The organism is Rhodovibrio sodomensis (assembly GCF_016583645.1).
Lineage (GTDB): Bacteria > Pseudomonadota > Alphaproteobacteria > Kiloniellales > Rhodovibrionaceae > Rhodovibrio > Rhodovibrio sodomensis.
The window spans coordinates 1-24,275 of sequence record NZ_NRRL01000063.1; the positions used below are offsets into that span (position 1 = coordinate 1).

A 24,275-nucleotide genomic window follows, 5' to 3' on the forward strand; every position below is an offset into this window, starting at 1 on the left:
GTCAGGTCGGAGCTGCGGGGGGAAGCGGGGTGACCCCCTCCGGCGCCCCGCCAGTACCCCGTTCCGGAGGGGGTCACCCCGCTTCCCCCCGCAGCTCCGACCTGACCTTTTCCATGACGCCGGCATTCGCCGGCACGACTGCGTTCTCCCATCGCCACCAAGTCATTTTCGAGCAACCGAACCGTTCGCGGGCAGCCTTGGCGCTCAGGCCGAACCGTTCCCGCCACGCCCTGATGTCCTTGGATTGGCGGGCGAGGGCTCCCTCGCGCTCCTGGGCCAACCCGGCCCTGGGGTCTACGCGCGAAGGGTCGTCAATGCCGAGGTCCCGGCACAGGCGTTCGACAGCCGAACTCGGCGGGAACGCGGATCCGCTGCGCCAGTTCCTGAACGCGACGCCGGACGGCGCGCCCAGCTCCGCCGCGGCGGCCGAGTTGTCGAGCCCGTGAAGCTCTTGCCACCGATCTATGGCGTCCCGGAAAGGCGCGGTCGCTCGACGGCGCTCCTCGGCGAGGTGGTGCCACACCGCCCATTCCGGCACGCCGTGCCGCGACGCCACATCGGCGGCGCTCGCGCTCGAAGCCTCCGACAGAAGGTTGGAGAGATCGGAGTGGTAACGCTCCGGCGCCTTCGGTTGCGGGATGAAGTCGGCGTTGACGGCCTTCAGCTTGCGAACGAGAACCGCCGAGGTCTCTCCCATGTCCTCCGCCACGGAAGCCAGGGACTCGCCCGCTTTCAAACGCGCGGCAGCGTTGGCCATCGGACTCCCCTCCGCGGGAGGCCCCTCGCCTGTCCAGCCGATTTCGCGCAATCGCCGGATCAGCGTGTTACGCGAACAGCCCGCTTCGCGGCTCGCCCGCTCCCAGGAAATGCCATCATCGACCAGGCGTCGCCCGATTTCGGACAAGCTCGGGCCGAGTTCGGCTTGACCGTGTGCGGCCATGTCACCTCGCCTGAAGCCGTTTTGCACAAAAAAAGTCGCCTGCAAGGTATCACGTCGCCGGTGTATTCTCAAGTCGTTGTCAGGCCGCTCCGGGTTGACGCCACACCCGCCTGGTGATACGATCTGTTCGAGATATTGAAGTCGGTCGCCGGAGGCGAAAATGCCGGACGTTTACGAGTTGCCCGAAGAGTTGAGATACGACAACGGCGCGCGTTACGTCGACGAGTACGGCAACCCCGCGCACAAAGTCGGAGAGAACGCCTATTTGGTCGATGGAGGGTGCGAAAGCGCCTGGTGCTCTAACGTGTCCGCCGGGTTCGACGTCTTCACGCCGGATCCGCTGCCGCCGCTGCTCGAACACGTGGCGGGCGGATGGACGCCGACCTACGCGCCGCTGTTCATCTTCGCGTTGCTCGCGGCGTTCTTCGTGGGGTCGTGGGCCAACCGGATGGTTCGGGACGGAAAAACGTCGCGGGGCGCTGTCCTCCTCATCGCGGGGATCGCCTTCTGCGCTCCGCAGCTTTCCTACTGGCTGGTGGCCGCGCGGGCGGCGTTCCAGGGCGTCGAGTTCGGCTCCTGGGGCGTCGTTGTTCCGGCGTTCGCGACCGTCTGGCTCGTCGCTTGGCTTTGCTGGCGACCGAAGGCCACCGGCTGAACGATTGAGGGCCGGCGCCCTGGAGCGCCGACCCTCTTTCGCGCGAAAACTTCCTGAAACGTCGGAGTTCAGTTGCCTTCGCCGATGCCGGAGCCGCCAACGACGACGCCCTTCCCGTAGATTTCCGGGTGCCGGCGCACGGAGTGCCGCTTGTCCTCCCATTCAGCCATGATGGCCTCGTGGCGGGCCTCGCTCAGCGAAAGTCCGGCCCGGGCCTTGTCGCTCGCGAACTCTCCGGACTCCAACGCCCGGTTCCCGGTGATACCGATCGCTCGCACGTCGTTGAGTTCGTCCCCCACGCGACCGGCGGCGTCAGCGCCTCCGGGGCCGAAGCCCACCACCGTGACTCGGGATGGCCCGATATAGTCCGCGATTTCGTGGATCGCCTCGACGAGAGCGGAGGTTTCCGCCCGTTCGGGCTTCGCCGCCGCGCCAGTCCAGATGGATTTCATGCCGTTGTCGCCGGAGTATCCGGGCCGGTACAGAGAGACGACGGACGTCCCCTCGCCGAAAGCGGCCCACGCGTAATCGTGTACGTCGGCGTGAACCAGGGGGTCGCCGTGTTGCGTGACCCAGCCGCGGTTGAGCGCGACCACGAGGTGGTCGACGTCGGTTCGACCGATGCGACGATACTCCACGCGGGCGCGCTTCGTCGCGATCCGGCCGTGCCCGGTGATATCCGTGGTCGAATGGTGGCTGGCGACATTCACCGGCTCGCCGGTGGCCACTGGCGTCAGGCCGGACCGTTCGGCGGTGACGGGTTCGTTCGCGTGGCCGTGCGAGGCAGAAAGGCCGACGACAGAGAAAGCCGCCAGGGCGGCGGCGGACATCAGGCGTTGTTTGCGCATTAGGATACGCTCCTTTTTGACCAAGGCGCCCGATCCGGACGCCCGACTTCATATTGTTTCCCTCTCACACGGCCCAGGCGGGCCTTGCGAAAAGCCGCCTGATGTATATAATATACACCATATCGTCAGAAATGTGAAGTCCGTGAAACGAAACAGCGAAGCCGACCCGCATGGCGCGGGCGCGAACCTTTTTCCGCCGTTGTTCTGGCCGCTCGCCTTCTCGGGCGTCGCGGCTTTGGCGCTTCTATGCGTCAGGACGCCGACCCAAGCCGCGTGCGACACGGCGTTGGTTATGGCCTCCAGCCTCATGGTTTGGGGGTTGTGGCGGTGCGCGGTCGCGTGCGGGAAGGCGCTGCTGCCGAAGGGGAAATGAGCCGATGGCCGCCTGGTACGTCGAGATCGTCAGCGACCCGCAGGAGGCGTCGCGCCGCAGGATCCTGGCCCAGCAGGGCCGGGAGAAAGAACCGTGCGCTATCGAAGCGCCGTACATCCGAACCGAGATCGTGTTTTCCCGGGAAAGCGTACGCGCGCTCGTGGCATCCGCGTACGCCCGGGAAGAGCAAGTGTCCCGTGTGCTCAAGCTGCCGTTCCAGCTTAGGGACCTGCCGAACTTCGCGGCGATCCTGAAGGACGCCGCTGACGGCCGCATCGGGGAGCCGGACGGGCGAGCCTTTCGCCTGTGACCGCAGCCAGCCAACCAGGAGGGGATTGCAGTGAGTGAGATCGGAACCGGCTCCGTCGCGGGGCTAAATCCAATGAAGCGCATCGGGAGCCTGGTTATTGGCGTCCTGTCGCTGGCGGCAACCGCGGCGGCATGTCTGGGCGTCGCCCGTTACGCGCTGCTCCCGGCGGCGCCAAGCTACTGGGGGGGTCCTCGTGGTCGCGGGAGCGGCCGCGTACGCGTTCATCGCGTCGAACGGGGTCCGGTTCGCTTCACGCCATGTCGCGAACGCGTTCGGTTGGGATACGGCAAGCCTGTTCTCGAAGGCCCAGGCGGCCGCGATCCCAACATCGGCGGCTCCCACATCCGCCTATGTCGAGGCATGGATCTTCGGGATCGTGATCTTTCCGTTTTGGGCGCTGCTGGCGCTCTTCCTCGGCGGGTTCGGTCTCCACATCGGCGGGACCGCGTGGGTCACCGTGTTGGCCGCCGCATACACGGCATACACCGTGCGCAATCGGGACGGGGTGGGTTTCTGGGAGGCGTTCAAGCTCCAACGCGGTCGCGAGGCCCAAGCCGGCGCTCCGCGCTCCTTCCCGGTCCGGCTGCGCTACGACTACGGGCCCAAGGCGCTGAAAGTCGCGCTGGTGCCCGTCTCGATCGCGGCTTTCTCGCTAGTCCTTGGCTGGCCGTTGGCGACCGCTCTGGTCATCGGAATCTTGGTCCACGAGTACGGCCACGTCTTCTCGATGCGCCGGTGCGGGATGGCCGTCCAGGGCGTCTACATGATCCCTTTCGTAGGCGGTCTCGCCGTGGGCGGGCAGGAAACGGACGTGACTCTGTCGCAGCGCGACGAGTACGAGATCGCCATGATGGGGCCGGTGTTCGGGTTGGGAACCGTCATTCTTCCGCTCGGGGCGCATTGGGCGACAGGCGTCGACTTGTTCGCGATGGCGGCCGCGATGCTGTGCGTGGTCAACCTCTTCAACCTTCTGCCGGTCTTCCCGCTCGACGGCGGGCGCGTCCTGAAATCGGCGGTGGCTTCCCTGACCCGCTCGAAGGTCGCCGTCGTGGCGGTGATGGCGGCTTCGGTCGCCGCTCTCGCCTTCGGCATCTGGCATCTGGGCGGGCTGGCCCTCTACGTGATCGTGGCCGTCGGCGTGATCGAGACGATCTCGCGCTTCCTCAAAGAAGGTCCGCCCGAACTCCCTATGTCCCGCGGCGGAGCCGCCCTGGCTCTGCTGGGCTACGTCGCCCTCTGCGCGGCTTTCCTCGGCCTGTTCTCGGCGGCCGTGCCGGGCGATTGGATGACCGCGTTGACGGACCTGAGCTTTCTCGACCGGTGAGTGTCGACGTTGAGTTGACGCAACACCCGTAGCGTGATACCATTGACGCTATGCAGTCAGTGGCCGGGACGTGGCCAACATTGGAGTGAGTGACATGTTGCTGAGCGAAGACGAACTCGCGCCGGAGCGCCGGCGCCTTCTGGAGAGCGGGACCGTACACCAGTCCAAGGCCGTGGAGTGGTTGGCCAAGGAGGCCGTCCACCAGGCCACGAGCAAGGGCCGGCTGGACGAGAGCCGTATCGGCGGTCGCCTGATGCGCCTCCGTGACGCCTACCTCGGTTTCTGCGATGACACCGGACGGGTTCGCGAGGAGCTGTCCGCGCGGATCGGCGAGATCCTGGCGGAACATTCTGCTCATCGGCTGCATCTGGCAGAAACGTTCGAGGTCGAGACCGGGTCTGAGCACGCGGTCGAGAAGCTTGAGCGCGGCATGCACCTGGCCCGTCGGTCCGGCGTCGACGTCGTGGCGATGGCCGGGCTGGACGGGACGCCGCGCGCGATCGAGCGCGCGCTCGCGGCCGACGGTCGGGGAGAGAACGGAGAACCGTTGAACGCTCGCGAGCGCAGCGGGCGTTTTGGGCGGCAGAAGAGTCGCCAGAGCGTGTCTTGACGTCCAAGCCGCGGGCAGAAGGCCGCGGCGCAAGAGGTTTTGTTCCCGTAGAAGCGGGAAGGGGAAAAAGGAAATGTCCACGAACACCGTCGGCGACGACGTGCTCGACGCGTTCCGGAGCCTGACCGACGAGAACACCGGCAAGCGGCCGCCCGTCGAGGTTCGAGAGTGGTTGGACCGCTGCATGCTCGACGACGAGATGGTGACCGCCGTCCCGCACAGCGTCAGCGAGCGGGGCGTCGTCGTCGACGTCGAGGGCGTGAAGGGCCTTATCCCCTGGAACCACGTGGGCGATGTCGATTCGGAGGCCGAGGACTTCCGGGATCCGATCGACGTCTTCGTCCTCGATCGCAAGAAGCGCGACAACGGCACGCCCGCCTACCTTTTCTCCCGGTGGGGCGCGGTTCGCGAGCTCACGAAGGACGACCGGCAGCGGTTCCTGGGGCGCCTGAAGCGGGGCGATGTCGTGGAGGGCACGGTCAGCCACGTCGAGAGCTACGGCGTCTTCGTCGAGGTGCTCCCGTGTTTCGACGCTTTCATCCACGTCTCGGAAATCGAGTGGTGCTACGTCGCGGAGCCCTTCTCTTACCTCCAGGTGGGCCAGAAGGTCGCCGCCAAGGCCGTCGAAATCGACGTCCGGGCCGAACGGGTTCGGCTGTCCCTCAAGCGGATGAAAGAGGATCCGTGGAAGCGCGCGGGCGAGACGCATCCTGTCGGCAGCGCCCACGTCGGCGAAGTGGTCCGCAAGGACCGAAATGGCGCTTTCGTGCGTCTGCCCGGTAAGATCGACGCCTTGGTCCATCGGAAGGTCATCGCCGCCAGCGACATGCCGGCAGACGCCTTCGATGTAGGCGCCAAGCTCGACGTGGAGGTGACGCATCTGGACGTCGGCGGGCGCCGGATGGCGGCGAAGCCGATCTGACCGGTTCGGCGCGGTGCGCAAAGATAAAGCCGGCGGCTGGCATGGCCGCCGGCTTTTCAGTTGGAGCCGCCTTCTCAGTCAGGCCGGATAAACGACTCGGTATCGCTCCGACGAATCGGGACTCAAACTCGGATCAATCGCAATATCCGCTCGGTCTTGGAGACCGGTCAGGCCGCCTGATGCCGTTCGGAAACCTGGGTCGCCTTCTGCGGGTTAACCGGCTTGGCGCGATCGATGAGGCCCTTGGACAGCGCCTCGAACTCGCCGTTGTCATGTTCAAACGGCAAGAAATCGCGACTGTCGTTCAGGATGTCGGTGATCCGCTGGTCCGGTCGCGCGAAAAGCGTTCCGCGCAGAGTCTCACCTCCCTTCAGCACGACCCGGCAATGGACCGGTTGCTTGGGGATGACGGCGCCGGTGTCGCTCACTTGTTGACCCTCCTGACAATCGCGCTCAACATGGACGATACGCGCCATTTTAGCCGTACGAAAGACAACCGCAAGCCCAGCGTCGAAGCGCTCGACCGAAGAGGATGCGCCTCAAGCACCGATCGCGCCACCGCTGGGCTGAGCCAGCCTGGCTGCGCGCGGAGGCATCAGATGTATTCCGTGCGAAACCGACCGTGTACCCGCCACTCGTGCTGCATGGCAGCGTCGTCCCGGATGTCGCCGAGGTTCGACCCGAACGCCTCGGCGATCGGGTCGGTCTCCTCCATGTCGTCCACCTGGGCGTCCAGCATATCCAGCATTCCGTCGATCATCGAAAGTCTCCTTGCCCGGTCGGGCAACTGACTGCAAAAGCCTTCGATGTTTCAGGGGTATCACGAGCCGGGTGTCGCGTCAACTCGCGCAAGGCGGATTTTTTTGATTTTTCTCGGAGCGGTCAGCCCGGTTTGGCGACCAGCGAGATTTTCCCGTCGCGGAACGCCGCAGCGCCCTCTACGTGACGCTTCAGGGCCGCGTGGATTTCCGCCTGATCGACGGACTCGTGCGCGATCCAGAGCTTGGCGTCGACGTCGAAGGTCAGGAGATCGCGCGGGAACATCGCCTTCAAGCTCTCGCGGGCCTCTTCGGACTTCGGCAGCACGATCCGGTGGTGACGCCCCCTCTCGCCGCGGAACTCGCAATCTCCGTCGGCGATCACGGCCACGGCCTCGGTCGGCTTCCCTCGAACGCCCAGGCGATGCCCGACCTTCGCGAGCGCCAGGTTGCGAGTGCTGCGGTCCGTCGAGAACACCTCTTCGAGCGGCACGTTATGGAAGTCTTCGTCGAACTGCTCGGACCGGTACACGTACGACCGCCGACCGCCGCCGGAGTAGACCCCGGCCTCGGTCTGCGCGTTGGTCTTGTAGAAAATCGTCCAATCGACCCCGAGGCGCCGCAGCGCCCGATGGGCATGGCGCACCGTTCCGGTCTTGCGCCAGTCCGCCGTGTAGACGCAGATCACGTGATGCTCGTCGTCGTACGCCCCGGCGCGCGCCGCCGTGCTCACCTTGGCGTTCAGCGTGTGTTTCGCGAGCTCGCCCGCCCGGACGTCGCGCGCGATCGCGTCCCACAAGGGATCGACGTCCTCCGGCCGCGCGAAAACCATCCATTTGCCGATCGTGTCCTCAGACGCACCGGCGGGAAGCTCCCGCCCCTCTCGACGGGCGAAGATCCAGTCCTTGTCGGTCTCCTCGGAAGGCCGCATGCCCACAAACCCCTTTTGCGCATTGAAAACGACGCGTAGAATATCAAATTGAAACGATATTGGCCACCCTACGGAACGTGGTCGCTCAAGGCAGCAGGCGTTTTGCAGTCAGCGGGGAGAGAGGGATGAGGGTCCACGCGCATGTAGCGGCAGGCAACGTGGTTACAGCTGACAGGGTCGGCGTGGCCCTGCCATGGTCCCGACGGCACCACTGGGCCGCGGTGAAGCTCGTCGAAGAGGCCAAGACCTTCAGGCAGGTCGGCTGCACCCGCGTCTGGCGCGTTGAAATCACCGACGACACAGGGCTTCAGGAAGTCGTCTCCGACGCGGGCGACGTTCACGCGCGCCTTCACTTCGCCCGGGAAGACGCCCTGCTGAGGCTTCACGAGATGATGGCCGAAAGCGGGTCCGTGCCAGTTCCCGGGGAGGTGCTGTCCGTCGCCGACTTCGGCGCTCGCGGGTCGGTCGAGGTCTTGTTCGACGGCGTCGGGCGACCCCGCGACTGTCACCGCGGGCTATTCGCGGAGATCAAGATCGCCTGGCGGGCCAACGGAGCCGACGCGTTCCTGAGGGCGTTGCTCGACCTGTCTTCCGACCGGGTCGAAGAGGCTTCGAAGGCGTCCAAGGCCGACGAGGCGTGAGCCGGGCGACAGCCGCCTCAGGTCGGTCGGGGCGTTTCGACCTAAGCCCCGACACGCTCCAGGAACAGCTTGCACGCTTCCAAATCGTCGCCTCCGGCCTCGGCCACGCAGTCCTTGGCGATCTCGGGGTGCGCCAGTTGCGCCTCGGGGAAGAGGATGAAGTGGTGCTGGACCCGGACCCCGACGAACTCGCCGTCGACGCGCCGAAGCGCCATGACCTTGTCCGCTGACACGCCCAACCGTGCCGCCATCTCGTCTTGATCCAGAAAAGGCGTCTCCGCGTCCGGGATCCAAGAACGCCCTTCGAAAATGCGCCGGTAGGCCAGCATGTGGTCGCCGTCGGCCTCCTCGATCGCGGCCTTCACGCCCGGCAGGGGGCGGCCCTTGGCGTCGAGTTGCCACACGGGATAGCGGTGGACGCGACCGGACACCTGAAGCCCGATGACGATACCCTGGTCGCGCAAGCTAACCAGGCGCGCCCGATCGACGCCCATCAGGGACATCATCTCTTCCCGTGACACGAGACCGTGACCCTCGCGCGGGGGGAGCCAAGCTTCGCCGTCCCACATCATCCGGCACGCCTCCTCCGGGTCTCCGCCGGCTTCGGCCAAGACCTTCGCGACGCCGGGAAGCATCCGGCCTTCAGTGTCGACCTGACGCTCCGGGTAGTACGCGCGATTGCCGCGGTGGACCGCGATCACGTGGCCGCGCTTGCTCTGATCGGACAGCCGGCTCGGGTGCCCCCCGACGAAGCGGGCCATGTCCAAGTGCGACAGCATAGCCATCCTGTCGAACAAGTCCGAAGCCGGCGCGATCTTCTTCGCGGCCTTCTCGGGAGCGACGCCGGCCTGGAGACGGTCGAGCGCCTCCAGGCGGTCGCGGAGCTTGCCTGTGACCGGCGTTTTCCCTGAACTGGCGTGCCGGACCGCCCCGACCGGAAGGTCGATCGCGCGCGCGAGCTCGTCGACGTCGTAGCCGTGGCGTTGGCGAACCCGCTCCAAGAGCCGGACGCCCCCGTCGGACTTTCGGTCCGCGATCGCTCGCCGAACTGCCCGCGCGCTCACGCCGGCGGGGAGTTCGAGCCGGTCCACGTCGAGGTTCTCCGAAAGCGCGCGGTCGGCCGCGCGGGACACCTCGGGATCCTTGTCCGGCCCGGGCTTGATCGACTGATCCCAGGCGCTGCCGAGCACGTCGTCCGCCGTAACGCCGTTGATCGCGGACACGGCCTCCTCCAAGGAAGCGCCGTCGCGGATCTTTTCGAGGGCCGTCCGGCGGGGGCTGGCGGGGACGCCGTCCACGCCGGGACTGCTCCATCCGACGCCCATGGACTCGCTCGACAGGCGGTTCCAGACCGTCTTCGGATGCACGCCGAACTCCGCCGCGACCTGCTGGAAGGTGGCCCCTTCCAGTTCGACGCGCGCGATCGCCAAGGCGACCAGGTCCTTGCTCAGCTTGCTTTCCGTTCCCTGCGCGGGTTCTGTGTTGTCAGTCATCTCTTCGGTTCTCCGCTTGCGGGCCCGCGGGCTTCTGCCCGCCCCCGACGACGATTTTCAGGCGCCTTCAGGCTGCCTGACCTTGATCTTGCAGTTCTGGCGTCGCGCTCTCTCGGCGGACTCGGCCTGCTCCTCGCCGATCAGGACGCCCGGGAAATCGGACTCGTTGCCCGGGCCGACGTATCGCGGCCCCACGTCCAGATGAACGATGAACCAGGCGTCTCGCCCTCTCCGGATGCGGACGCCGTTCATGATCGGCTGGCCGTTGTAGCTTCGCGGGAAATGATCCGGCGCGCCGGACAGGGCGTACACCTCGGCGCCAGCGCGACGGGTTTGCGGGACCCCGTAATCGATCAGCGACTTTTCGGCTCTCTCCGCGAGCTGTTCGATCTGCGAGTAGCCGCGGAAGGTGTGCTTCTTCGCCTTGCCGTTCACGTCCGCCAAGAGCTTTTCGACCTTCTCGCGGTTCTCCTCGGAAATCTTCACCTTCATCTCGGAGCTTCCTTTGCCCCATAGGGGCACTGACTCAAAAGCGTCGGGGTTTTTGCCGACAACACTCTTATCGCACGCCTTGTGTGTATACGCAAGGCCGCAGCGCGATTTTTTCGGCGACACCCGCGCCGACCGCGCGCGCCGCTACAAGGCGCCGCATCGCTCCATCGCGAGCGTGTGGAACTCCGCGAACCGCCACTCGTCCGCGAGCGCCAACGCCTTGCTGGACTCGCTCTCCGGCAATACCCAGAGTTTGGCGCCGCCGTCGAACTTCGCGCCCGCCTCCTTCAAAGCGGCCTTGATGTCGCCGAAGGCCGCTTCGCCCGGATCCAGGCGAAAGACGATCTTCCGGCCCCCTTCGCGATCCGCGACAATGTTCACCAGACGATGCGGCGTCGCTCCCCGCTCCAGCATGCGCGAATGCGTGAGCGCTGCCAGTTCGATCCGCTCCAGAGCCCTGTCTCCGGAGGGGGCGGCTTTCGCTCGCTCGCTTTTCGAGCACAGGCTGTCGCAGAAATGGTAAATGAAGGGGTCGCCCGGCCCATGCCGCGAGAACCCGAGTTCCGGGCGCTGCAACTGTTCGCCGAGCGAGGATTGGCGAACGACCTCGACCCTGCGGTCGGCCGCCGCCCACGCCTCCATCGCGCGCTCGACGGCCTGTTCGTCCCCGACCTTCATCGCTTCGCGAATGGCCCGGACAGCATCCCGGACGCCGCGCGAAGTCGCGACAGTGCGAAGCGCAGGTTCCGATGCCGCGCCGCGCCTACGGCCTCGCCCCGCGGGGGCGCTCGCCTCCACCTCGATGGTCTCGATCAAGTCGTTTTCGGCGACATCCCGAAGTTCGGACATGATTCACGGTCCTTCCAATCCCACTTCCGATAGCCGGGCCTTAACCCGGTATGAGCCCTGCTCGGGCAAACCCTCGGGGGGACCGTGAACTTCACCCCGATGGGGTGACTGACTCCTATCCGTCGGCGTCTATGCCGATATATTGTGTATCGCACGGAACATAAGCGGGCGCAAGCCCCTTTCTCGCGAAAATCTTCAGACGCGCCATTCGGACGGCGTGGAGCCCCACCCGACACGGACTTGGCAATCTTGCCTCGGCGGGTCGGGCAAAAGAGCCAAAACGGCCTCCGCGCGCGCTCGCGAACTCCAGACGACGGCATAGTCGATCCCGCCCCATTGTCGCCCCGTCCAGAACCAGGCGCGCCCGGAGCGCGGCCCCGGGGCGTGGGCGACGACCTCCCAGCCGCATCGATGGACTTCGACGCGCCACAGGGTCTCATCGAAGTCGAGTTCCGGGTCGTCCACAGGTTTCGGCGGATCGCTACGGCGACCGAAACCGACCGCAGCCGAGCCGTCTTCGAAACGCGCGGCCCGTTCGTGGTCGGGAGTCCATTCGCCCTCCGGAGTGAGATGCAGGTTGTCCTCGTGGACGGACCACGCGACGACCGCGAAATACGGGCCGTCGCCCTCCAAGGCGTCTTCCACTTGATGGCTCCCTTTTGCTGTCGTGGGGCGCGGGAACCCATCGTGCAAGGTTCCTCCGCGTGTCGCCAAGAGAGATCGCGTGGCATGCGTGGAGCGGCGCCTCGGATTGTATCCGCAGACGCCGCTCCCTCAAGCGTCAGACGGCTCGCGCGCCGGTTTCGACGCCGGACGCCGCCGACTCCTCGATCGCGATGTACTCCCGCAGCAGACGGTCGCACGCGGCTCTCAGTTCCACGCGCGACTGCGGGTTCGCGATCCGGCACCCGAGCATGCCGCGCCCGGTCTCGACGACCGTGCCGGCTTCCGGGTCAGCCATCAGGCGCACGTCCGCCTCGTATCCGCCGTTCCGGGCAGTCAGGGCGACGGTGACGCCCGATGGGGCCTCTCCCCCAACTGCCGTGGCGGCGAGCACGGCGGCGCCTGTCACCTCGCTCAACGCGCGGTCGAAATCGGCTCTAAGGGTCATGGGGTCAATCCGGCTCATCGTTTTTCTCCTGGCCCCGGCGGGGCCACACACTCGAAAAGGATTAAGCGCCCACCGCGTCCAGTATTTCCGACGCGATCCCACTTCCGTTTTCGGCGATCGTCTCACCGATCTCTTCGGCGGCCAAGGCGACCCAGGCGCATGCGACCCAGTCGATCACTTCCTCTCGGCCAAGTTGCTCAAGGAGATAATTGGCGCCTTCGACCTCGTAACCGTCCAAGACGCAACCGTCGATCGCGTCCTTTCGCGCGGCCGAAACCGAAGCTTCCGCCACCCCGTGCTCCAAAGCGACGGCGTCTTCGGCCCTTAGTATGGCGTCTCGTCCCAAACTCGCGACTTCTCGCCGGAACGCCGCGTCTCCGGTTTTCAGCGCCCCGCTTTCCAGACTGAGCGCGACGCGGTTCTCGCTTTCGCTGCGGGCGACGATCTCAAACGCCTCTCCTGTGTCAACCGAGAATGGCAGCAGTCGGATCCGGTCCTCGTTCGCGAGCGCCGTCAACGCATTCGCGATCCCGGAGACGCCTTCGTCGAGCGAAACGCATATCGGCTTGTCATGGTTGAAATGGGCCATTTGGCTTGTCCTTCGCCCCGTCCGGGGCTACACACTGCGATGCGTCGGGGTTTCCGACATTCACACTATCGCACGGACGAGTCTCGCGCGCAACCATAAAAATGACCCCGGAGAGTTGCCTCCCCGGGGTCCAGTCGCCGACGCGTCGATGACCCTCAGAACGGCCTCGGCCAGATGCCGGCGGCCGTCTGGGCCAGGGCTTCCCCGCGCAGGAAGATCGAGTCCTCGTCCCATCGGTCGCGCCAACGAGGATCGTCGAGAAGCTCACGGTTGAGCCGAAGGCTGCTGTGGTCGTGCAGCGCCGACCGCTTCTCGGCCCACGGCGCGTTTCTCATCGAGCGGTTCAGGCCGCCGCTGACGAGCGTGAGGTTCCCGAGCGTGCGCAACGCGAAGTTGCGCCTTTCCTCGTCGTCGGCCTCCGGCCAGTGCTCGCGCCACTTCTTCGGCATCAAGTGCTCGACTTGAAGCTCGCCGCCGATGCGGATCTCCTCGGAGTGCTTGGGGCGCAGATGCTCCTCGATCGCGCGCAAGAGCATGGCCTGTCGGGGCGTGCGCCACGTGTCCACTTGAGCCTGCGACAGCGAACGGACGAACTCCGCGTCGGACGGCCAGCGGAAGCGGTCGTCGCTCGTCTGCTCGAAGTGCCGCCTGAGTCGCTGCGGGAGCGTCTCGGTGGCCCCGCTAACCGACTTCACAAGTTCCGGCACGATCAGGTCGTATCCCTGCTTTTTCAGCCCGCACGCCAGCCGTCGTACAAGGAAAGATTCGACGTCGCCCATCACCGCCTCGACCGTCTTCGGGTCGTGCCCGTGCTCGGCCAGCACTTTGAGCAAGAGCGGGTAGAAGGTCGTCTGCTCCATGTCCCGGAGGCGACCGAAGAACCGCGCCTGCCGCGGCGGAAGGCCGTCGTCCTCGAAGCTTCGGTAGAGATCGGCGTACCGCCTGATCTCACGAACCCAGTCGCGCGCCGACCTGTCGCTTCCGGACAGCAGCCGCTGGAACTCCAGGTGCAGCTCGGTCGATCTGACCGTGCGCTCCGCCTTGACCACCAGGAGGTGGTTCAGGAAGTGCTCGACGCGTTTCCGGGCGTGCTTCCCCGGCCCGACGTCGTCGCGCCAGAACTCCTGATCGACGTCGAACTCCCGCCAGCACTCGGCGTAAAGCTCCCTTGCCGCGTCGTCGCCCTCTTCCTGGATCGCCTTCCTGAAGACGTCGTTCTTAATCAGGTCGGCCGGCAGCAGGGGTGTCCCGCGTCCGTTCAGGGCCTCGAAAATGGCCTGTTCGCTGTCGTCGTCATGCAGGTCGATCACGACCAAGCGCATCGTTTCGGCGGCCGCCATGTAGAGCAGCTTGGCTCGCTCAGGAGCCTTCGACGGACCTTCGGCGTCGATCCAGTCGCTCAGGGCGCGATGGAAGAACCGATAGGCTTCGGCCAGCTTCGACGCCTTCTCGGAGTCACGAGGGACCGACGGAGCGGCCTCGACTTCCGCCGGCGAGCGCGCTTGCGTGACCCTCAGGAAATGCAGCTTGTCGGCGTCCGTCGGCCAGACCTTGAACTCGAAGTGATCCTCGGGGGTGGGGGGCTTTTCGTTCCGGATCAGGGGCCGGATGTTCGCCACGCGGTCGTGCTCTCCGCGCTCCGCGCACAGGTCGTGAAGGGCTTCGAGAAAGACCGAAAGCGTCAACAGCCGTTGCAGCCCGTCGATCACGAGCGCCTTCGGAATCTTGCCAGTGGAGGCCCGGAGAGACTTCAGGACGATGGCGCCGAGGAAGTGCTTGTGGACCTGGCGCCCCTCTCCGAGTTCTGTCGCGAGATGGGTGATGTCCTCGAACAGGGGCTGCCACTGGGCTTCCTCCCGCCAGACGTACGGTCGCTGGAACAGGGGCGCGACGCACTGGCGCTTTGCCGACAGCAATTGCTCGATGGTCAGGATATTCGTCTCCATGGCAGGGGTTCCCTGGACTGCCGGGAAGCGCCCCCCACGCCTCCGGCTACTCAAATGACCCCCTTCGCGAAGCCTTGGCTCCGAACGCTATCCTTTTTGCTTGCGGCCCTTGAACGCCCGCGCGACGACCTCCTGCGCGCCAGGTACGGCCACTTCCGGCTCCAGCAGAAGCACCTTCAGGAAAGCGGCCTGGGCGCGGTCGGAATGGCGAGGATGCCGGCCGAACTCCGAAATCTGCGCGCTCCAAGTCTCCAAGCGCTGGATCAGGCGATCAGAACGCTCCGAAGCCGCGGCGCGGAGGTCGTCCAGCGTGGGCCATTCGACCTGCGGCGACCGCCCCTCGAACTCCGCCCGCTCGGCCTCGGCCATGCAGTCGCCGACCAGGCCGATCCACGTCGCGTACAGGAGGTTGCGCGCCATGCGGTCGGAAAACGCGTCGCCGTCGCCGACGATAGAGCGCACGGCGCCGTCCGAATGTCTCAAGAAGTTCTCGGCGTCCCCGCGGGCGAGGGCGTCACGCGCCCCTTCAAGTTCTCCGGTCGCGGTGGCCGTGGTCGATGCGGACATTGCGTTTCCCTTTCACTGACTGCATGGCGACGAGCCGGTATCTGGCGTCCGTCGATAGGTCTTCGCCCCGTTTCTTCGCCGAGCGGACGGCTTCGCGGACATGATGCTGCCTGCACCCGACGCGTTCTGCGATCTCGCGATGTGTGAGGGTCGTGCGCTGAAGCATCCGGCGGATCGCTCGGGTTCTCGCCGGATCCGCTTTCGTGCCCGGTTTCGCCTTCGGGAGTTCGATGCCGTACTTCCAGGCGTACGTGAAGACAAGTTCGCGCTGGAGTCCCATCGCCGCGGCGATCTGCGGCGCGGTCCACTCCGGGTTCGCGATGTTCATGTCCAGGATGCGATCCTTAAGCCGTTCCGACATGTCGCGCCTCAGATTTGGAGGGTGGGCATTTCCTCGGGAACGTGAACGTCCTCTCCGGAGAGGTGGGCTTCGAGCGCGTTTTTGGCGTCTTCGAAAAGATCGGCCACCGCCTTTCGGTAGTCCTCGTCGCCCTCGCCGAGGTTGAGGCGGCACCACAAAAGCGGGGTCAAGCTCTCGGCCGCCAGCCCCTCGGCGACCTGCTTCGCGTACTCGACCGAGATGACGGCGTTGCGGCCTTCTTCGTCGCACCAAAGCGACAAGCTGGCGCCCGCGTCGCGCCCGGTCCCCTCGCCGATGTCGAGCCAAACGACAGCTTCGGACAGGACGCGCGCCACGGCCTCGTGGAGGCGGTCTTCCCGGATCGCCGTCAGATCGAAAATCTGCACGCCGTAACCGGAATGCATCTGCCCCCACCAGAACGCGTCCGCGTCTTGGCTTTCCGCGGCGTCGTCGAAAAACATCTGGAGGTTTTCGTGCTGCGGGCGTTCGCCTTCTTGGCCGATCACCCGCATGAGCCGCGCCAGCGCCGCGCGCAGGAGTTCGGCCTGCTCTTCGGCGAAAGCCTTTTCCTCGTTGTCCCGGCACGCATCGGAAATCTGCGCGATGAACTGGTCAGCGGACGCCTGGTCCATTCCGACCCGGGCGCGCTCGTCCGGATCGATCGCGACTTCGAGTCCGCCGAAGCGCAGAGCGCCGGGGTCGAAACCGCCCGGCGGGACGATCTGCGGATCCAACGCGGCGGCGATCCCGAGCGTCACGCGGATTTCGACTTCTCCGTCGTCCAGCGCGACCTGTTTGGCCGCCTGGGCGATCCGGTTCTGGTCATCCCAGATGACAACGGGCGCATCCTCTCCGAGGTCTCGGACTTTCGCGCCGTGATGCCTGTACGAATGCATTTGACACCTTCGGCCCTTCGCGGGCACTGACTGCAACGGGTCTACGCGTATATTCTATCAGAAAAACGGCGCGATTTCAACCCTGCCGACGGCCCGTCGGGGAAAGCAGCCATTCGCGCAGGGCGGCCTCGTCGACGCCCTCCTCCGCGCCGGCCAGCAGGATGGCGTTGGACACCATCTGCTTCCGCAGCGGCACAAGGTCGCCGGTCAAGGGGCATTCGACCGGCATGTCTAGAGCGCGGCGGTGCTTCTCGTCCGTCACCGCCTTGCGCTCGATCGCCGCGGCCAGGATCTCGTAGCCCCGCGCGGCGCAGCGCTCGAAAGCGGCCTCGCGGCGGAGGCGCTCGTTCTCGGTTTTCAGGCGGGCGATCTCCGAGTCTTTCAGCGCGTTCGCCTCACGCTCGGCGAAAAGTTGGCTGGACAGTTCGGACTCGCGCTCCTGCGCGACGTCCCGGTCCCGGATCGCCCGGTCGCGCGCCCTCTGGGCCGAGCGCATCTTCGCCGCCGCGCTCGCGACCGCGCCGGAAAGCGCCTCGACGTCGTTCCGGTGCTGCGCGCGCTCGCGCCCCATGGCGAAGTTCTGGCCGATGAGCGCGCCTTGCAGCCAGTTGTTGTCCACGCCGTACATTAGGCATCCCCCTCTGCGAAAATGGCGGGATCGATCTCTTGCGGCTCGTCTCCGCGAAGACGAGCTTCGATTACCGCAGCCGCGGCGAGCAGCCCCGCTTCCCTGAGGCGGCGTGCGCTTCGGTCTCGGGCCGCGCTCAACTTGTTCTTCTGCGCGGGCGTCAGGCGCGCTTCCATTTCGGTCATGCCGCCTCCTTACGAGCCAGGGTGTTTCGGAGCGGTGAACGCGTCCAGATCGATCTCTTCGGGGTCCGGCCCGTCGGACACGGCCTCGATAACGTCCGCCAGGCCGTCCAGCCCTTCGGAGCGAAGCTCGCGGACGTGGTGTCCATGCCGCTCTTCCAGTTTCTCGGCCCATTTCGGGTTGTCGCGTGCGGTCATGCGCTTCTCCGGTTCGGGTGAGCGAAGCGGCGGCGGGGCACATCCCCGCCGCCGACTGACGTCGATCAGATGTCCATGCCCAAACGACGAGGAGTGATCGGCTCCTTGTCCTCCATGTCCCAGTCGCTCGGCTCCGGCTCGCGTCGCGGACCAACCTTCAAGTCTCCGAGAGTCCGGCTGGCGGCTTTGTGCTCGATTTCCGGAATGGTGTCCCGCCCCTTGGCCGCGATGTCGAGGGCGTCCTCGAAGGGGATGGCGAACTTGCCTGAGAACGACGCGCCGAGAGGCTGCCCCGGATCGGACAGCATGTGTTTCATCTGGTCGATCTGCGCCTGACGCCAACCCAGCGTGGCCGCTTCCTGATTGCTTTCGGCCGCATCGACGTCCGCCTGAAGCCGATCGACCGCGGCCTTGGCGACCCCCTCTAACCGCGCGACCCCGCCGGCGAAGACGTTCCTCATCGGATCGTCGGTCCGATCTCCGGCGCGGGCGTCTTCGAAATGGGGCTGCGCCATGGCCTTGAAGGCCGGATCGCCAGTCGATTGCCAAGCCGCCATGCCCACTTGTTCGATCTTTTTCGGGTCGAGATCGCCGACGTTTCCGATGGTAAGCGCCTCATTGATCTCGTAGGCGGCACTCTGAGTCGGCGTCGGCTTCCCACCGAGCGGGTCGTGTCCCTTGAGAACGGCCGCCGTCGCTTGACCGAATACGTCCATGCCCGTGTTCGCCGCGTGGTCGCCGATGTTGCGCGGGCTGTCGGTCGGGCGGTGTTTGGGTGTGTGCGGGGCGAACACGGTGTTGTCGAAGTCGTAGTCGGCGCCCTTCCCGAGCTCCATGTGCATGGCCTGGTCGTGGGCGCGCTCCATTAGGTTCTCAAGGTGGCTACGATTAGGCGCGTGGCCCTCTTTCGCGAGATTGAAGTCTGCGACCGAACCATATTCCCTCGACACCCACTCCATGCCGTCCCAGTCCGGACCTACGGCCCACGGCTCCGTGAAGACAAAAGCGAGGTTGTCGCTATCGACTTCGTTGCCGTTGCGACGTGCGTAAGATTCCAACACTGCGGGCTCTTGGAACTTCTCGCCGGCCGCAAGCATGTGCGGCAGCAGGTCGCCCGGGCTACGAACGTCGTCGTCTCTGCCGGACCCGGGGTTGGCGCCCTCAAGCATTTTGCCGGCGACGAAACCGGGGCCGGTCGTTACGACGCCCCAGGGACGGCCGTTGTCGTCACAGATCGTGTCGATCGAACGGTGCGGCTGCTGCGGCGAGTGTTCGAACGCCGCGGCTTGGCCAGTGACCTCTCGGCCGTGCTTTTCCGCGTGTCGCCCCGCCATCGCCAACATCTGCCGCCCTAGGTTCTCGCTGACGCCCTGCGGGCTCAGGTACTGCTCGATAGCCGCCTTGCGTGCGCTCGGCAGCGAATGGCCATCCCCGCCGATGACCTTGGCGGCCACCGCGCCCTGCTCGAAGTCGCCGTCTTGCAGGTGCCGGAACTGTTGACGGAACTGCATCGTCACAAAGTGCTCGGACCCGTCTTCGAGTTCGACCGGCAACTCGGACGCCACTCCCACGCTCTCGAACAAATCGCTGCCGACGTTGTGCCGCACGTAAACGCCGTCGATTTTCCCCGCCGGGATATTGGTCGAGCGCACTGCCAGTTCGTCGTCCTTCATGTCGCGAAACGCTTCCTCGGAAACGACTTCCTTAGCGGCGTCCCATGGCGACAGGCCGCCTTCGACCAGTCCGCGCACGGCGTCGCGGGCAGAGTCCTCCGCGTTGGCCTCGTCGTACGTCCAGACGATGGAAATCGCCTCTTCGACCTTCGCCTCCGTCGAACTGGACGCGTCGGTCGTCGTGTCGGAAATCGCCATTTTTCTCCTCCCAAACGAAATCAAAAGCCGCGTGTATATTATATTCCGCGCGACACGCCTGTCCAGGCCAGATTGCCTCGTGTTGCATATGGGGCCCTGTTCGGGCACACGTGCGGTGCCTTGGAGCCGACCCGTCCAACAAGGAACTGGCCATGACGCGCATCCGCCCGGAAACCGTAACCCTTGAGGTTTTCTTTCGTCCGCGCCGCGAGGGGGAAATCTCGGCGTCCGCGGACCCGGACGTTCGGAAGCGCGAGGCCGGGTGGTGCCGCCGGATGGGGATGTCCGCGCTAGTCGGCGCCCCCGGATGCTGGTTGCGCGGCCGCGAGGCGACGGCGCACGTGGAGGTCGTCGGCGTCTCGGACGCCGACGCGGAGCCGCCATTCGGGTCCGCGACCGTGGAGGAAGACAAAGAGGCCGTTCGCGTGAGCCTGCGGCTCGTTCTGCCTGGCGACGCCTATCGCGACTTGGCCGACCACTGGCGGGACGCTTGGGACGCGGACCGGACGGCGGCCAAGTTGTCGGTATCGGTTTCGGATGCCGTCCAAGAGCCTGAAGACGACGAGGAGGAAGGAGACAGAACCGAGGGATGGCGCTTCCAAGTCGGCTCCTTCCGCGTCTCGGGCGCTTACACCTCCGACAACGCCCCCTCGCGGCATCGGACCACGGAAAGCGGCGAGAAGTACGGGCCGGTCACCTTCGACGAAGACCCCTTCTGCCAGTTCGACAGGAGCGACAGCGCGTGAGCCGAACCGCGCCCTCCTGCTGTTCCGCTCAGATGCGCCGTCGCCCGAAAAGGCCCCCGATGACCCCGTGATCCCGGATATCCTCCAGTTTCATCGCGAGGTAAAGGAACGCGCAGACGAGGAGGATCATCAAAACCAAGATCAGCTTCAAGATGAACCAGCCGTCGTCATCGTCCTCGATGTAGTCGTCGTCGAGGATGCTGCGCTTTTTTTTTCTTCGATCCGGAGCCGAAGAGTCCGCCGTCGCGTCGCTTGCGGTTCCTGCTGGTGCTGAAAAGGCTGCCGCGCCGTCTACGGACCTCGACAAAGCCGTTCCGGCCTCGCTTCGCCTGGTTGGCCCCGTCCGGAAGTGGCGCGAGGGCCGGAGTGGAGTCCTTTTCTACCGAGCCGCTCCCCATCGATCCGATCTGGGGCGTCGGCACGGACGCGTGGGCGCCCGGCGAGTTCCCGACAGCGCAGGCCAGCAAAAGCGCCAGCGTCGCGACCGCTTTGAGAGCTTTCATTTTCACTTTCTCCCGACTTAAAACGCGTCAATCAGAACTCGACCACAGTCACCGGAACCGCCCCGGCGTGGTCGGGTTCGCAACTCGTCCAGACCGGCTCTTCCGGTTCGCCTTCCGCCTTCTCCGACGGCGTGAGCTCGCGCACGTGGATGTGCCGGACATCGCCCTCGTCGATCTCGTGAGAAGTGTCGATGAACAGCTCTCGCCTCAGCGCGGCGATGAAGTCGAGGGGGTCGACGTGCCCGAAAGCCACATGCCATTCGCACGGCTCCCAGCACTCGACCTCGATTTCCGCCTCGGACATTCCGAGCCTCCCTGACGGACTGCAAACAGGCGTTGCCAGTCGTTTGATTGTTCACAAATACGCGTTTTTCGCAAGACCCCGTGGTACCTTCATGGCTCCGGGCGCAGGAACCGGCGGACGACCTCGCACGCCGGCCCTTCGCCGCACTCGATCTGCCCGCCCACGTCGGCCGCCGCAGCTTCCATTACGGCCTTCATTCCCGCCACCGCGGATACGCGCGACCTGTAGTGCCTTTGGATCGGCTCGATCTGAAAGAAAGACTCCGTGCGGTCGGACGCGACGCACTGCACCTCGTCTATGTCCCCGTCCTCATCGCGGCCGATCAGGTATTCGCACGGCAACCGGATCTCTTCGGGGCCGTCCAAGCCCTGGGGAGAACGCACGACAATCAGGCCCGGCGTGCGCGTGAACATCCTGTCGTAAGCGCCCGGTTTGGGCACGCTCCCGGAGCGATACGTCTCCGTGGCCCCGACATGCAGCACTGTCTCGACCAATTGCCTTTCCAAACCCGCCATTTCGCTTGACCTTCCGGAACTCACTTCATCGCGCATAGGCTCGACTTCATTCAAAGCGCTCCTCAACGTGCCCAGCCACTTGAACTGGCCCAAGAGAAAAACGGCGGCAGCGAACCCGGCCGTCAAATGCGCCCCCTGGTTCGAGCCTCCGAGAACGTCCACGGCGTATTCGAAAAACAGGATCCCGAACGCGAAAAGGGCGGTGCCGATCCCGTAAAGAAGGAAATCCCGCCTTGCGTGTTCCCCTCGCTCAGCGTTGCGTCGCAAGACTTCATCCGGCGCTTCTCGGGTCATCGCCTCCCCCTTCCGCGTTCGCGGATCATCCGCGCCACCGGACGCCCGACGAAGTACGCGTAGAGACCGACCGCTATCGGATAGATCACCGCCGGCGGCAAGGCGTCCAGCCAGATCGCCAATCCGACGGCGACGGTTATGCCTGTTGCGTTGCCGACCGCTTCGCTCGACGCCATCATCCTTTCGCCGGACCGCTCGGTCATCGCGGCCTTCCCGGCATCGGCCGTCCGGCCGCGTGCTCCGGACGGAGCCGGTCAGCTTCGCGCTCGATCTCCCGCCACCTGTCGTCCGCCGCCGTCCGTTCGGGTTCCTCGAACAGGCGAGCCGCCAAGACTTCGTGGACGGCCATGCGGCGCTCGCGGTTCGCGACCAGGTGGACTTCCGCGCAGTCGGAGACTCCTTCGGGGACCGCCGACGAATAAGCGCGAGCGGCTTCTTCCAGCACGGCCGCGCCGATCTCGTGCGCGGGGGACGGGCCGAACGGCCCCTCCATCGCGGTCGCCGCTTCGTCCGCGGCCTCCCGCAGGACGCGGCCCAAAAGCCGGGCCGCTCCCGCCGACAAGATGAAGTGCCGCATCGCTACAGCTCCCTGCCGCCTAGTCGGCGGCGACTCACGTCAATCGGCTAGTCCGTCGCCACGGACGCCACTTTGGCCATGAGCCGAAGCGTCTCCGGGCAATCGTCGTGGAAATGGATCCATCTCGAAGCGTAGGTGTCGATATGGCTCTCGATGAAATCGGTCATGCCCTCCGGCCATCCTCCGATGTCCTCGAAATCGCTGTGCGGATCGAGCGGTCTTCCGGGGCCGCTCCGGTACTCCGCGCCCGGTGGCTGGCGGAAGCCGACAACCTCGACTTTATCGACGTCGACGCATCCAGGACCTTTCGCCTTCAATGAAATTTTGAAGTCGACCAGGATCAGCTTCGCCCTCGCGACGGGGTTCGGCCCGTCTATCGAGATGCGCCCAGTAAAACGGGCATGGCAGGCCGCGCTACCGTCGCTGTTCGCCGTAACCGAGAACTGCCAGTCCGGGGCCTCAGGCTCCGTAGGACAAAGCTGCAAGAACGGTCGGATTTCGTGTTCCATTTCAACGCCTCCGCCCCGAGGGGCGACTCACTTCAAAAGGCCATCGGCCAATTATATGGGTATCACGTCCGCGGTGTGCTGTCAACCCGCCGGAGGGAGAATGCCCTCGCCTCCGGCGGGTGTCCCGCAAATCACTCCAACTCGCGCAACGGCGCGTGGACGCCCCTTTCGATCAGCAGATCGTCCCCGCGAACGTCGCCATCCAGGCGCATTTTCGACAACGCCCAGATGTGCCGCGCCCTGACGCCCTTCGGGCATTTGAGACTCCGGTGCGGGTCGCACCCCACCTCCGCCGCGAAGTGCGACATGCGGCGCAAAACCCGGTTGAGAAGCAGTTCCTCGCCCCGCTTCGCGTCCGCCCGGTTCACGGCTCGAACCCATCCGCGCCACGCCGCCGCCGTCGCGCCACTGTTCGATTGGGCGTCTATGTGCCGCTCCACGGCGTCCAGCGCGGCGGTTTCGAGGCGTATCGTCCACAGCGGCTTCTCTCCGCTTTCATGGTCGGCCCGAACGCCCGCTTCCGCGACCTCGGCGGCCATCTCCACGGCCTTTTCGAGTGCCATATATCCGTTCGTCATCATTTCGAGGTCCGTCAGCCCTTCGGTCGGGTCTCCGAACTCGCGAGTCATTTCAGGCCGGAACATCTCGTCCGCGGACATCGTGAGGCCGTCGCCGTCGCCGCCCTCCAGCGCGTCGAGGTATTTGGCGGCGTTCGCCATCGCGTCGGCGGCCTTGTCCGCCGCGCTCTTGCGCGTCTTCTTCCGCTTGGGCGGTTCCGCAGGTGCGGGGGCGTCGTCGAAAAGCGGCAAAGCGGTCATCGGTGCGCTCCTTGCCCGGTTCGGGCAACTGACTTCAACACTCCCAATGTCCCATCGAACCCCACGCAACACAAGGCAAAAAATCGGACATTTTCTGAAATGTTCTTTCTGAAAGGGGTTGCGCTCCCGTCGGTCGCGTGAGATAACAGAATTGTCGGTGAAGACGCCGACCATCGCAGTAGGCTGCCCCGCCGGGGCATGGAAGAAACCCAATGACTTACTCCAACGAAATCGCCGCCCTGTCCGTCAAGCTCGACGCGATAACCTCGGGCGACCGCGCCCTCGGCACCGACGCGGACATCGACCTCGCGCTGCTCGGTCAAATGCAAGACGCGCTCGTGGCCGCCTCCAAGGCCGCGCTGACGGCTCGGGACGGCGCGAACCTCTCCGCCACCGAACAGGCCGCCGGACGGGTCATGGACGCCCTCCAAGACGCCCTCGGCGACCTCCTTGGAGACGCGGAGGAAGTCCAATCGGAAACGGCGGCGGACAAGGCGGCGTAAGCCGCCCCATC

34 protein-coding genes are annotated in these 24,275 nt (G+C 65.6%); 8 read left to right on the forward strand and 26 right to left on the reverse strand.

What is annotated here, in order from left to right; translation table 11 throughout:
- Positions 1 to 73: 73 nt before the first annotated feature.
- Positions 74 to 940: a helix-turn-helix domain-containing protein gene (locus tag CKO28_RS17795; protein ID WP_200342158.1), complete on the reverse strand. Its 867-nt coding sequence runs from the start codon at positions 938 to 940 to the stop codon at positions 74 to 76.
- A gap of 160 nt (positions 941 to 1,100) precedes the next feature.
- Between CKO28_RS17795 and CKO28_RS17800 the strand changes: the two genes are divergently transcribed.
- Positions 1,101 to 1,595, forward strand: coding sequence for a hypothetical protein (locus tag CKO28_RS17800; protein ID WP_200342159.1), 495 nt, complete (start codon positions 1,101 to 1,103; stop codon positions 1,593 to 1,595).
- A 68-nt stretch (positions 1,596 to 1,663) separates the two neighbouring features.
- Here the strand turns inward: CKO28_RS17800 and CKO28_RS17805 are convergent, their stop codons facing one another.
- Positions 1,664 to 2,443, reverse strand: coding sequence for a hypothetical protein (locus CKO28_RS17805; RefSeq protein WP_200342160.1), 780 nt, complete (start codon positions 2,441 to 2,443; stop codon positions 1,664 to 1,666).
- A 377-nt stretch (positions 2,444 to 2,820) separates the two neighbouring features.
- Here CKO28_RS17805 and CKO28_RS17810 point away from each other — a divergent pair, with 377 nt between their 5' ends.
- The 4 genes from CKO28_RS17810 (at position 2,821) to CKO28_RS17825 (ending at position 5,982) form a co-directional block, all read left to right on the forward strand.
- Entirely contained in the window at positions 2,821 to 3,126 is a 306-nt protein-coding gene (locus tag CKO28_RS17810; protein WP_200342161.1) for a hypothetical protein, read from the forward strand.
- Positions 3,127 to 3,319: 193 nt separating this feature from the next.
- A complete protein-coding gene (locus tag CKO28_RS29170; RefSeq protein ID WP_200342162.1) occupies positions 3,320 to 4,450 on the forward strand; it encodes a site-2 protease family protein in 1,131 nt (376 codons plus the stop codon).
- Positions 4,451 to 4,544: 94 nt separating this feature from the next.
- On the forward strand, positions 4,545 to 5,060 hold the full coding sequence (locus tag CKO28_RS17820) for a hypothetical protein (RefSeq protein WP_200342163.1): 516 nt from the start codon (positions 4,545 to 4,547) through the stop codon (positions 5,058 to 5,060).
- Between the two features lie 73 nt (positions 5,061 to 5,133).
- Positions 5,134 to 5,982 carry a S1 RNA-binding domain-containing protein gene (locus CKO28_RS17825; RefSeq protein WP_200342164.1) on the forward strand — a complete coding sequence of 283 codons (849 nt, stop codon included), beginning with the start codon at positions 5,134 to 5,136 and terminating at the stop codon, positions 5,980 to 5,982.
- Positions 5,983 to 6,149: 167 nt separating this feature from the next.
- On the opposite strand, the gene CKO28_RS17830 is transcribed toward CKO28_RS17825, so the two are convergent.
- From CKO28_RS17830 to CKO28_RS17840, 3 genes are all read right to left on the reverse strand, one after another.
- Positions 6,150 to 6,410, reverse strand: a complete 261-nt coding sequence (locus CKO28_RS17830) for a DUF6812 domain-containing protein (RefSeq protein WP_200342165.1) — start codon at positions 6,408 to 6,410, stop codon at positions 6,150 to 6,152.
- Positions 6,411 to 6,577: 167 nt separating this feature from the next.
- The gene (locus tag CKO28_RS17835; protein WP_200342166.1) at positions 6,578 to 6,742 is read right to left on the reverse strand and encodes a hypothetical protein; all 165 of its coding nucleotides are present in this window, start codon (positions 6,740 to 6,742) and stop codon (positions 6,578 to 6,580) included.
- Positions 6,743 to 6,864: 122 nt separating this feature from the next.
- Positions 6,865 to 7,671, reverse strand: coding sequence for a putative phosphothreonine lyase domain-containing protein (locus CKO28_RS17840; RefSeq protein WP_200342167.1), 807 nt, complete (start codon positions 7,669 to 7,671; stop codon positions 6,865 to 6,867).
- 125 nt (positions 7,672 to 7,796) lie between these two features.
- Here CKO28_RS17840 and CKO28_RS17845 point away from each other — a divergent pair, with 125 nt between their 5' ends.
- A complete protein-coding gene (locus CKO28_RS17845) occupies positions 7,797 to 8,312 on the forward strand; it encodes a hypothetical protein (protein ID WP_200342168.1) in 516 nt (171 codons plus the stop codon).
- A 41-nt stretch (positions 8,313 to 8,353) separates the two neighbouring features.
- On the opposite strand, the gene CKO28_RS17850 is transcribed toward CKO28_RS17845, so the two are convergent.
- From CKO28_RS17850 to CKO28_RS17915, 14 genes are all read right to left on the reverse strand, one after another.
- Complete coding sequence (locus CKO28_RS17850; RefSeq protein ID WP_200342169.1) at positions 8,354 to 9,805, reverse strand: hypothetical protein; 1,452 nt, start codon at positions 9,803 to 9,805, stop codon at positions 8,354 to 8,356.
- Positions 9,806 to 9,862: 57 nt separating this feature from the next.
- Positions 9,863 to 10,297, reverse strand: coding sequence for a hypothetical protein (locus tag CKO28_RS17855; RefSeq protein WP_200342170.1), 435 nt, complete (start codon positions 10,295 to 10,297; stop codon positions 9,863 to 9,865).
- 144 nt (positions 10,298 to 10,441) lie between these two features.
- A complete protein-coding gene (locus tag CKO28_RS17860) occupies positions 10,442 to 11,146 on the reverse strand; it encodes a hypothetical protein (RefSeq protein WP_200342171.1) in 705 nt (234 codons plus the stop codon).
- A gap of 195 nt (positions 11,147 to 11,341) precedes the next feature.
- Positions 11,342 to 11,791: a hypothetical protein gene (locus CKO28_RS17865; protein ID WP_200342172.1), complete on the reverse strand. Its 450-nt coding sequence runs from the start codon at positions 11,789 to 11,791 to the stop codon at positions 11,342 to 11,344.
- Positions 11,792 to 11,927: 136 nt separating this feature from the next.
- Positions 11,928 to 12,275 (reverse strand): hypothetical protein, encoded by a 348-nt coding sequence (locus tag CKO28_RS17870; RefSeq protein ID WP_200342173.1) that lies wholly within the window; start codon positions 12,273 to 12,275, stop codon positions 11,928 to 11,930.
- Between the two features lie 43 nt (positions 12,276 to 12,318).
- Complete coding sequence (locus tag CKO28_RS17875) at positions 12,319 to 12,846, reverse strand: hypothetical protein (protein ID WP_200342174.1); 528 nt, start codon at positions 12,844 to 12,846, stop codon at positions 12,319 to 12,321.
- Positions 12,847 to 13,001: 155 nt separating this feature from the next.
- The gene (locus CKO28_RS17880) at positions 13,002 to 14,792 is read right to left on the reverse strand and encodes a DUF262 domain-containing protein (protein ID WP_200342175.1); all 1,791 of its coding nucleotides are present in this window, start codon (positions 14,790 to 14,792) and stop codon (positions 13,002 to 13,004) included.
- 87 nt (positions 14,793 to 14,879) lie between these two features.
- Positions 14,880 to 15,254 (reverse strand): hypothetical protein, encoded by a 375-nt coding sequence (locus tag CKO28_RS17885; RefSeq protein ID WP_200342176.1) that lies wholly within the window; start codon positions 15,252 to 15,254, stop codon positions 14,880 to 14,882.
- Positions 15,255 to 15,318: 64 nt separating this feature from the next.
- A complete protein-coding gene (locus tag CKO28_RS17890; protein ID WP_200342177.1) occupies positions 15,319 to 15,687 on the reverse strand; it encodes a hypothetical protein in 369 nt (122 codons plus the stop codon).
- Positions 15,688 to 15,728: 41 nt separating this feature from the next.
- Positions 15,729 to 16,652: a hypothetical protein gene (locus tag CKO28_RS17895; protein WP_200342178.1), complete on the reverse strand. Its 924-nt coding sequence runs from the start codon at positions 16,650 to 16,652 to the stop codon at positions 15,729 to 15,731.
- Positions 16,653 to 16,692: 40 nt separating this feature from the next.
- Positions 16,693 to 17,244: a hypothetical protein gene (locus tag CKO28_RS17900; RefSeq protein WP_200342179.1), complete on the reverse strand. Its 552-nt coding sequence runs from the start codon at positions 17,242 to 17,244 to the stop codon at positions 16,693 to 16,695.
- Positions 17,244 to 17,429, reverse strand: a complete 186-nt coding sequence (locus tag CKO28_RS17905; protein ID WP_200342180.1) for a hypothetical protein — start codon at positions 17,427 to 17,429, stop codon at positions 17,244 to 17,246. The genes CKO28_RS17900 and CKO28_RS17905 overlap by 1 nt, the downstream gene beginning before the upstream one ends.
- Positions 17,430 to 17,438: 9 nt before the next feature.
- Positions 17,439 to 17,624, reverse strand: coding sequence for a hypothetical protein (locus CKO28_RS17910; RefSeq protein WP_200342181.1), 186 nt, complete (start codon positions 17,622 to 17,624; stop codon positions 17,439 to 17,441).
- A 65-nt stretch (positions 17,625 to 17,689) separates the two neighbouring features.
- The gene (locus CKO28_RS17915) at positions 17,690 to 19,495 is read right to left on the reverse strand and encodes a hypothetical protein (RefSeq protein ID WP_200342182.1); all 1,806 of its coding nucleotides are present in this window, start codon (positions 19,493 to 19,495) and stop codon (positions 17,690 to 17,692) included.
- Between the two features lie 152 nt (positions 19,496 to 19,647).
- On the opposite strand from CKO28_RS17915, the gene CKO28_RS17920 reads away from it, so the two are divergent.
- Positions 19,648 to 20,241 (forward strand): hypothetical protein, encoded by a 594-nt coding sequence (locus tag CKO28_RS17920; protein WP_200342183.1) that lies wholly within the window; start codon positions 19,648 to 19,650, stop codon positions 20,239 to 20,241.
- A 28-nt stretch (positions 20,242 to 20,269) separates the two neighbouring features.
- Here CKO28_RS17920 and CKO28_RS17925 read toward each other — a convergent pair whose 3' ends face one another.
- The 7 genes from CKO28_RS17925 to CKO28_RS17955 form a co-directional block, all read right to left on the reverse strand.
- Positions 20,270 to 20,548, reverse strand: coding sequence for a hypothetical protein (locus CKO28_RS17925; protein WP_200342184.1), 279 nt, complete (start codon positions 20,546 to 20,548; stop codon positions 20,270 to 20,272).
- Positions 20,549 to 20,775: 227 nt separating this feature from the next.
- Entirely contained in the window at positions 20,776 to 21,048 is a 273-nt protein-coding gene (locus CKO28_RS17930; protein WP_200342185.1) for a hypothetical protein, read from the reverse strand.
- 89 nt (positions 21,049 to 21,137) lie between these two features.
- Entirely contained in the window at positions 21,138 to 21,857 is a 720-nt protein-coding gene (locus tag CKO28_RS17935; RefSeq protein WP_200342186.1) for a hypothetical protein, read from the reverse strand.
- Complete coding sequence (locus CKO28_RS17940; RefSeq protein ID WP_200342187.1) at positions 21,854 to 22,060, reverse strand: hypothetical protein; 207 nt, start codon at positions 22,058 to 22,060, stop codon at positions 21,854 to 21,856. The genes CKO28_RS17935 and CKO28_RS17940 overlap by 4 nt, the downstream gene beginning before the upstream one ends.
- A complete protein-coding gene (locus tag CKO28_RS17945; RefSeq protein WP_200342188.1) occupies positions 22,057 to 22,434 on the reverse strand; it encodes a hypothetical protein in 378 nt (125 codons plus the stop codon). Before CKO28_RS17945 ends, CKO28_RS17940 begins: the two co-directional genes overlap by 4 nt.
- 47 nt (positions 22,435 to 22,481) lie before the next feature.
- Positions 22,482 to 22,943, reverse strand: a complete 462-nt coding sequence (locus CKO28_RS17950) for a hypothetical protein (protein ID WP_200342189.1) — start codon at positions 22,941 to 22,943, stop codon at positions 22,482 to 22,484.
- Between the two features lie 131 nt (positions 22,944 to 23,074).
- Entirely contained in the window at positions 23,075 to 23,761 is a 687-nt protein-coding gene (locus tag CKO28_RS17955; protein WP_200342190.1) for a hypothetical protein, read from the reverse strand.
- Between the two features lie 212 nt (positions 23,762 to 23,973).
- Between CKO28_RS17955 and CKO28_RS17960 the strand changes: the two genes are divergently transcribed.
- The gene (locus tag CKO28_RS17960; RefSeq protein WP_200342191.1) at positions 23,974 to 24,264 is read left to right on the forward strand and encodes a hypothetical protein; all 291 of its coding nucleotides are present in this window, start codon (positions 23,974 to 23,976) and stop codon (positions 24,262 to 24,264) included.
- The last annotated feature ends 11 nt before the right edge of the window (positions 24,265 to 24,275 follow it).

Excerpts from the sequence above, each read along its gene's own strand:
- CKO28_RS17805 (WP_200342160.1), bottom strand. The coding sequence starts at position 2,443 with ATGCGCAAACAACGCCTGATGTCCGCCGCCGCCCTGGCGGCTTTCTCT.
- CKO28_RS17950 (WP_200342189.1), bottom strand. The coding sequence starts at position 22,943 with ATGGAACACGAAATCCGACCGTTCTTGCAGCTTTGTCCTACGGAGCCT.
- CKO28_RS17960 (WP_200342191.1), top strand. The coding sequence starts at position 23,974 with ATGACTTACTCCAACGAAATCGCCGCCCTGTCCGTCAAGCTCGACGCG.
- CKO28_RS17910 (WP_200342181.1), bottom strand. The coding sequence starts at position 17,624 with ATGACCGCACGCGACAACCCGAAATGGGCCGAGAAACTGGAAGAGCGG.
- CKO28_RS17795 (WP_200342158.1), bottom strand. The coding sequence starts at position 940 with ATGGCCGCACACGGTCAAGCCGAACTCGGCCCGAGCTTGTCCGAAATC.
- CKO28_RS17915 (WP_200342182.1), bottom strand. The coding sequence starts at position 19,495 with ATGGCGATTTCCGACACGACGACCGACGCGTCCAGTTCGACGGAGGCG.
- CKO28_RS17855 (WP_200342170.1), bottom strand. The coding sequence starts at position 10,297 with ATGAAGGTGAAGATTTCCGAGGAGAACCGCGAGAAGGTCGAAAAGCTC.
- CKO28_RS17860 (WP_200342171.1), bottom strand. The coding sequence starts at position 11,146 with ATGTCCGAACTTCGGGATGTCGCCGAAAACGACTTGATCGAGACCATC.
- CKO28_RS17930 (WP_200342185.1), bottom strand. The coding sequence starts at position 21,048 with ATGTCCGAGGCGGAAATCGAGGTCGAGTGCTGGGAGCCGTGCGAATGG.
- CKO28_RS17870 (WP_200342173.1), bottom strand. The coding sequence starts at position 12,275 with ATGAGCCGGATTGACCCCATGACCCTTAGAGCCGATTTCGACCGCGCG.
- CKO28_RS17800 (WP_200342159.1), top strand. The coding sequence starts at position 1,101 with ATGCCGGACGTTTACGAGTTGCCCGAAGAGTTGAGATACGACAACGGC.
- CKO28_RS17840 (WP_200342167.1), bottom strand. The coding sequence starts at position 7,671 with ATGCGGCCTTCCGAGGAGACCGACAAGGACTGGATCTTCGCCCGTCGA.
- CKO28_RS17845 (WP_200342168.1), top strand. The coding sequence starts at position 7,797 with ATGAGGGTCCACGCGCATGTAGCGGCAGGCAACGTGGTTACAGCTGAC.
- CKO28_RS17875 (WP_200342174.1), bottom strand. The coding sequence starts at position 12,846 with ATGGCCCATTTCAACCATGACAAGCCGATATGCGTTTCGCTCGACGAA.
- CKO28_RS17905 (WP_200342180.1), bottom strand. The coding sequence starts at position 17,429 with ATGACCGAAATGGAAGCGCGCCTGACGCCCGCGCAGAAGAACAAGTTG.
- CKO28_RS17935 (WP_200342186.1), bottom strand. The coding sequence starts at position 21,857 with ATGACCCGAGAAGCGCCGGATGAAGTCTTGCGACGCAACGCTGAGCGA.
- CKO28_RS17920 (WP_200342183.1), top strand. The coding sequence starts at position 19,648 with ATGACGCGCATCCGCCCGGAAACCGTAACCCTTGAGGTTTTCTTTCGT.
- CKO28_RS17835 (WP_200342166.1), bottom strand. The coding sequence starts at position 6,742 with ATGATCGACGGAATGCTGGATATGCTGGACGCCCAGGTGGACGACATG.
- CKO28_RS17820 (WP_200342163.1), top strand. The coding sequence starts at position 4,545 with ATGTTGCTGAGCGAAGACGAACTCGCGCCGGAGCGCCGGCGCCTTCTG.
- CKO28_RS17940 (WP_200342187.1), bottom strand. The coding sequence starts at position 22,060 with ATGACCGAGCGGTCCGGCGAAAGGATGATGGCGTCGAGCGAAGCGGTC.
- CKO28_RS17890 (WP_200342177.1), bottom strand. The coding sequence starts at position 15,687 with ATGAACATCGCGAACCCGGAGTGGACCGCGCCGCAGATCGCCGCGGCG.
- CKO28_RS17880 (WP_200342175.1), bottom strand. The coding sequence starts at position 14,792 with ATGGAGACGAATATCCTGACCATCGAGCAATTGCTGTCGGCAAAGCGC.
- CKO28_RS17825 (WP_200342164.1), top strand. The coding sequence starts at position 5,134 with ATGTCCACGAACACCGTCGGCGACGACGTGCTCGACGCGTTCCGGAGC.
- CKO28_RS17945 (WP_200342188.1), bottom strand. The coding sequence starts at position 22,434 with ATGCGGCACTTCATCTTGTCGGCGGGAGCGGCCCGGCTTTTGGGCCGC.
- CKO28_RS17900 (WP_200342179.1), bottom strand. The coding sequence starts at position 17,244 with ATGTACGGCGTGGACAACAACTGGCTGCAAGGCGCGCTCATCGGCCAG.
- CKO28_RS17955 (WP_200342190.1), bottom strand. The coding sequence starts at position 23,761 with ATGACCGCTTTGCCGCTTTTCGACGACGCCCCCGCACCTGCGGAACCG.
- CKO28_RS17850 (WP_200342169.1), bottom strand. The coding sequence starts at position 9,805 with ATGACTGACAACACAGAACCCGCGCAGGGAACGGAAAGCAAGCTGAGC.
- CKO28_RS17810 (WP_200342161.1), top strand. The coding sequence starts at position 2,821 with ATGGCCGCCTGGTACGTCGAGATCGTCAGCGACCCGCAGGAGGCGTCG.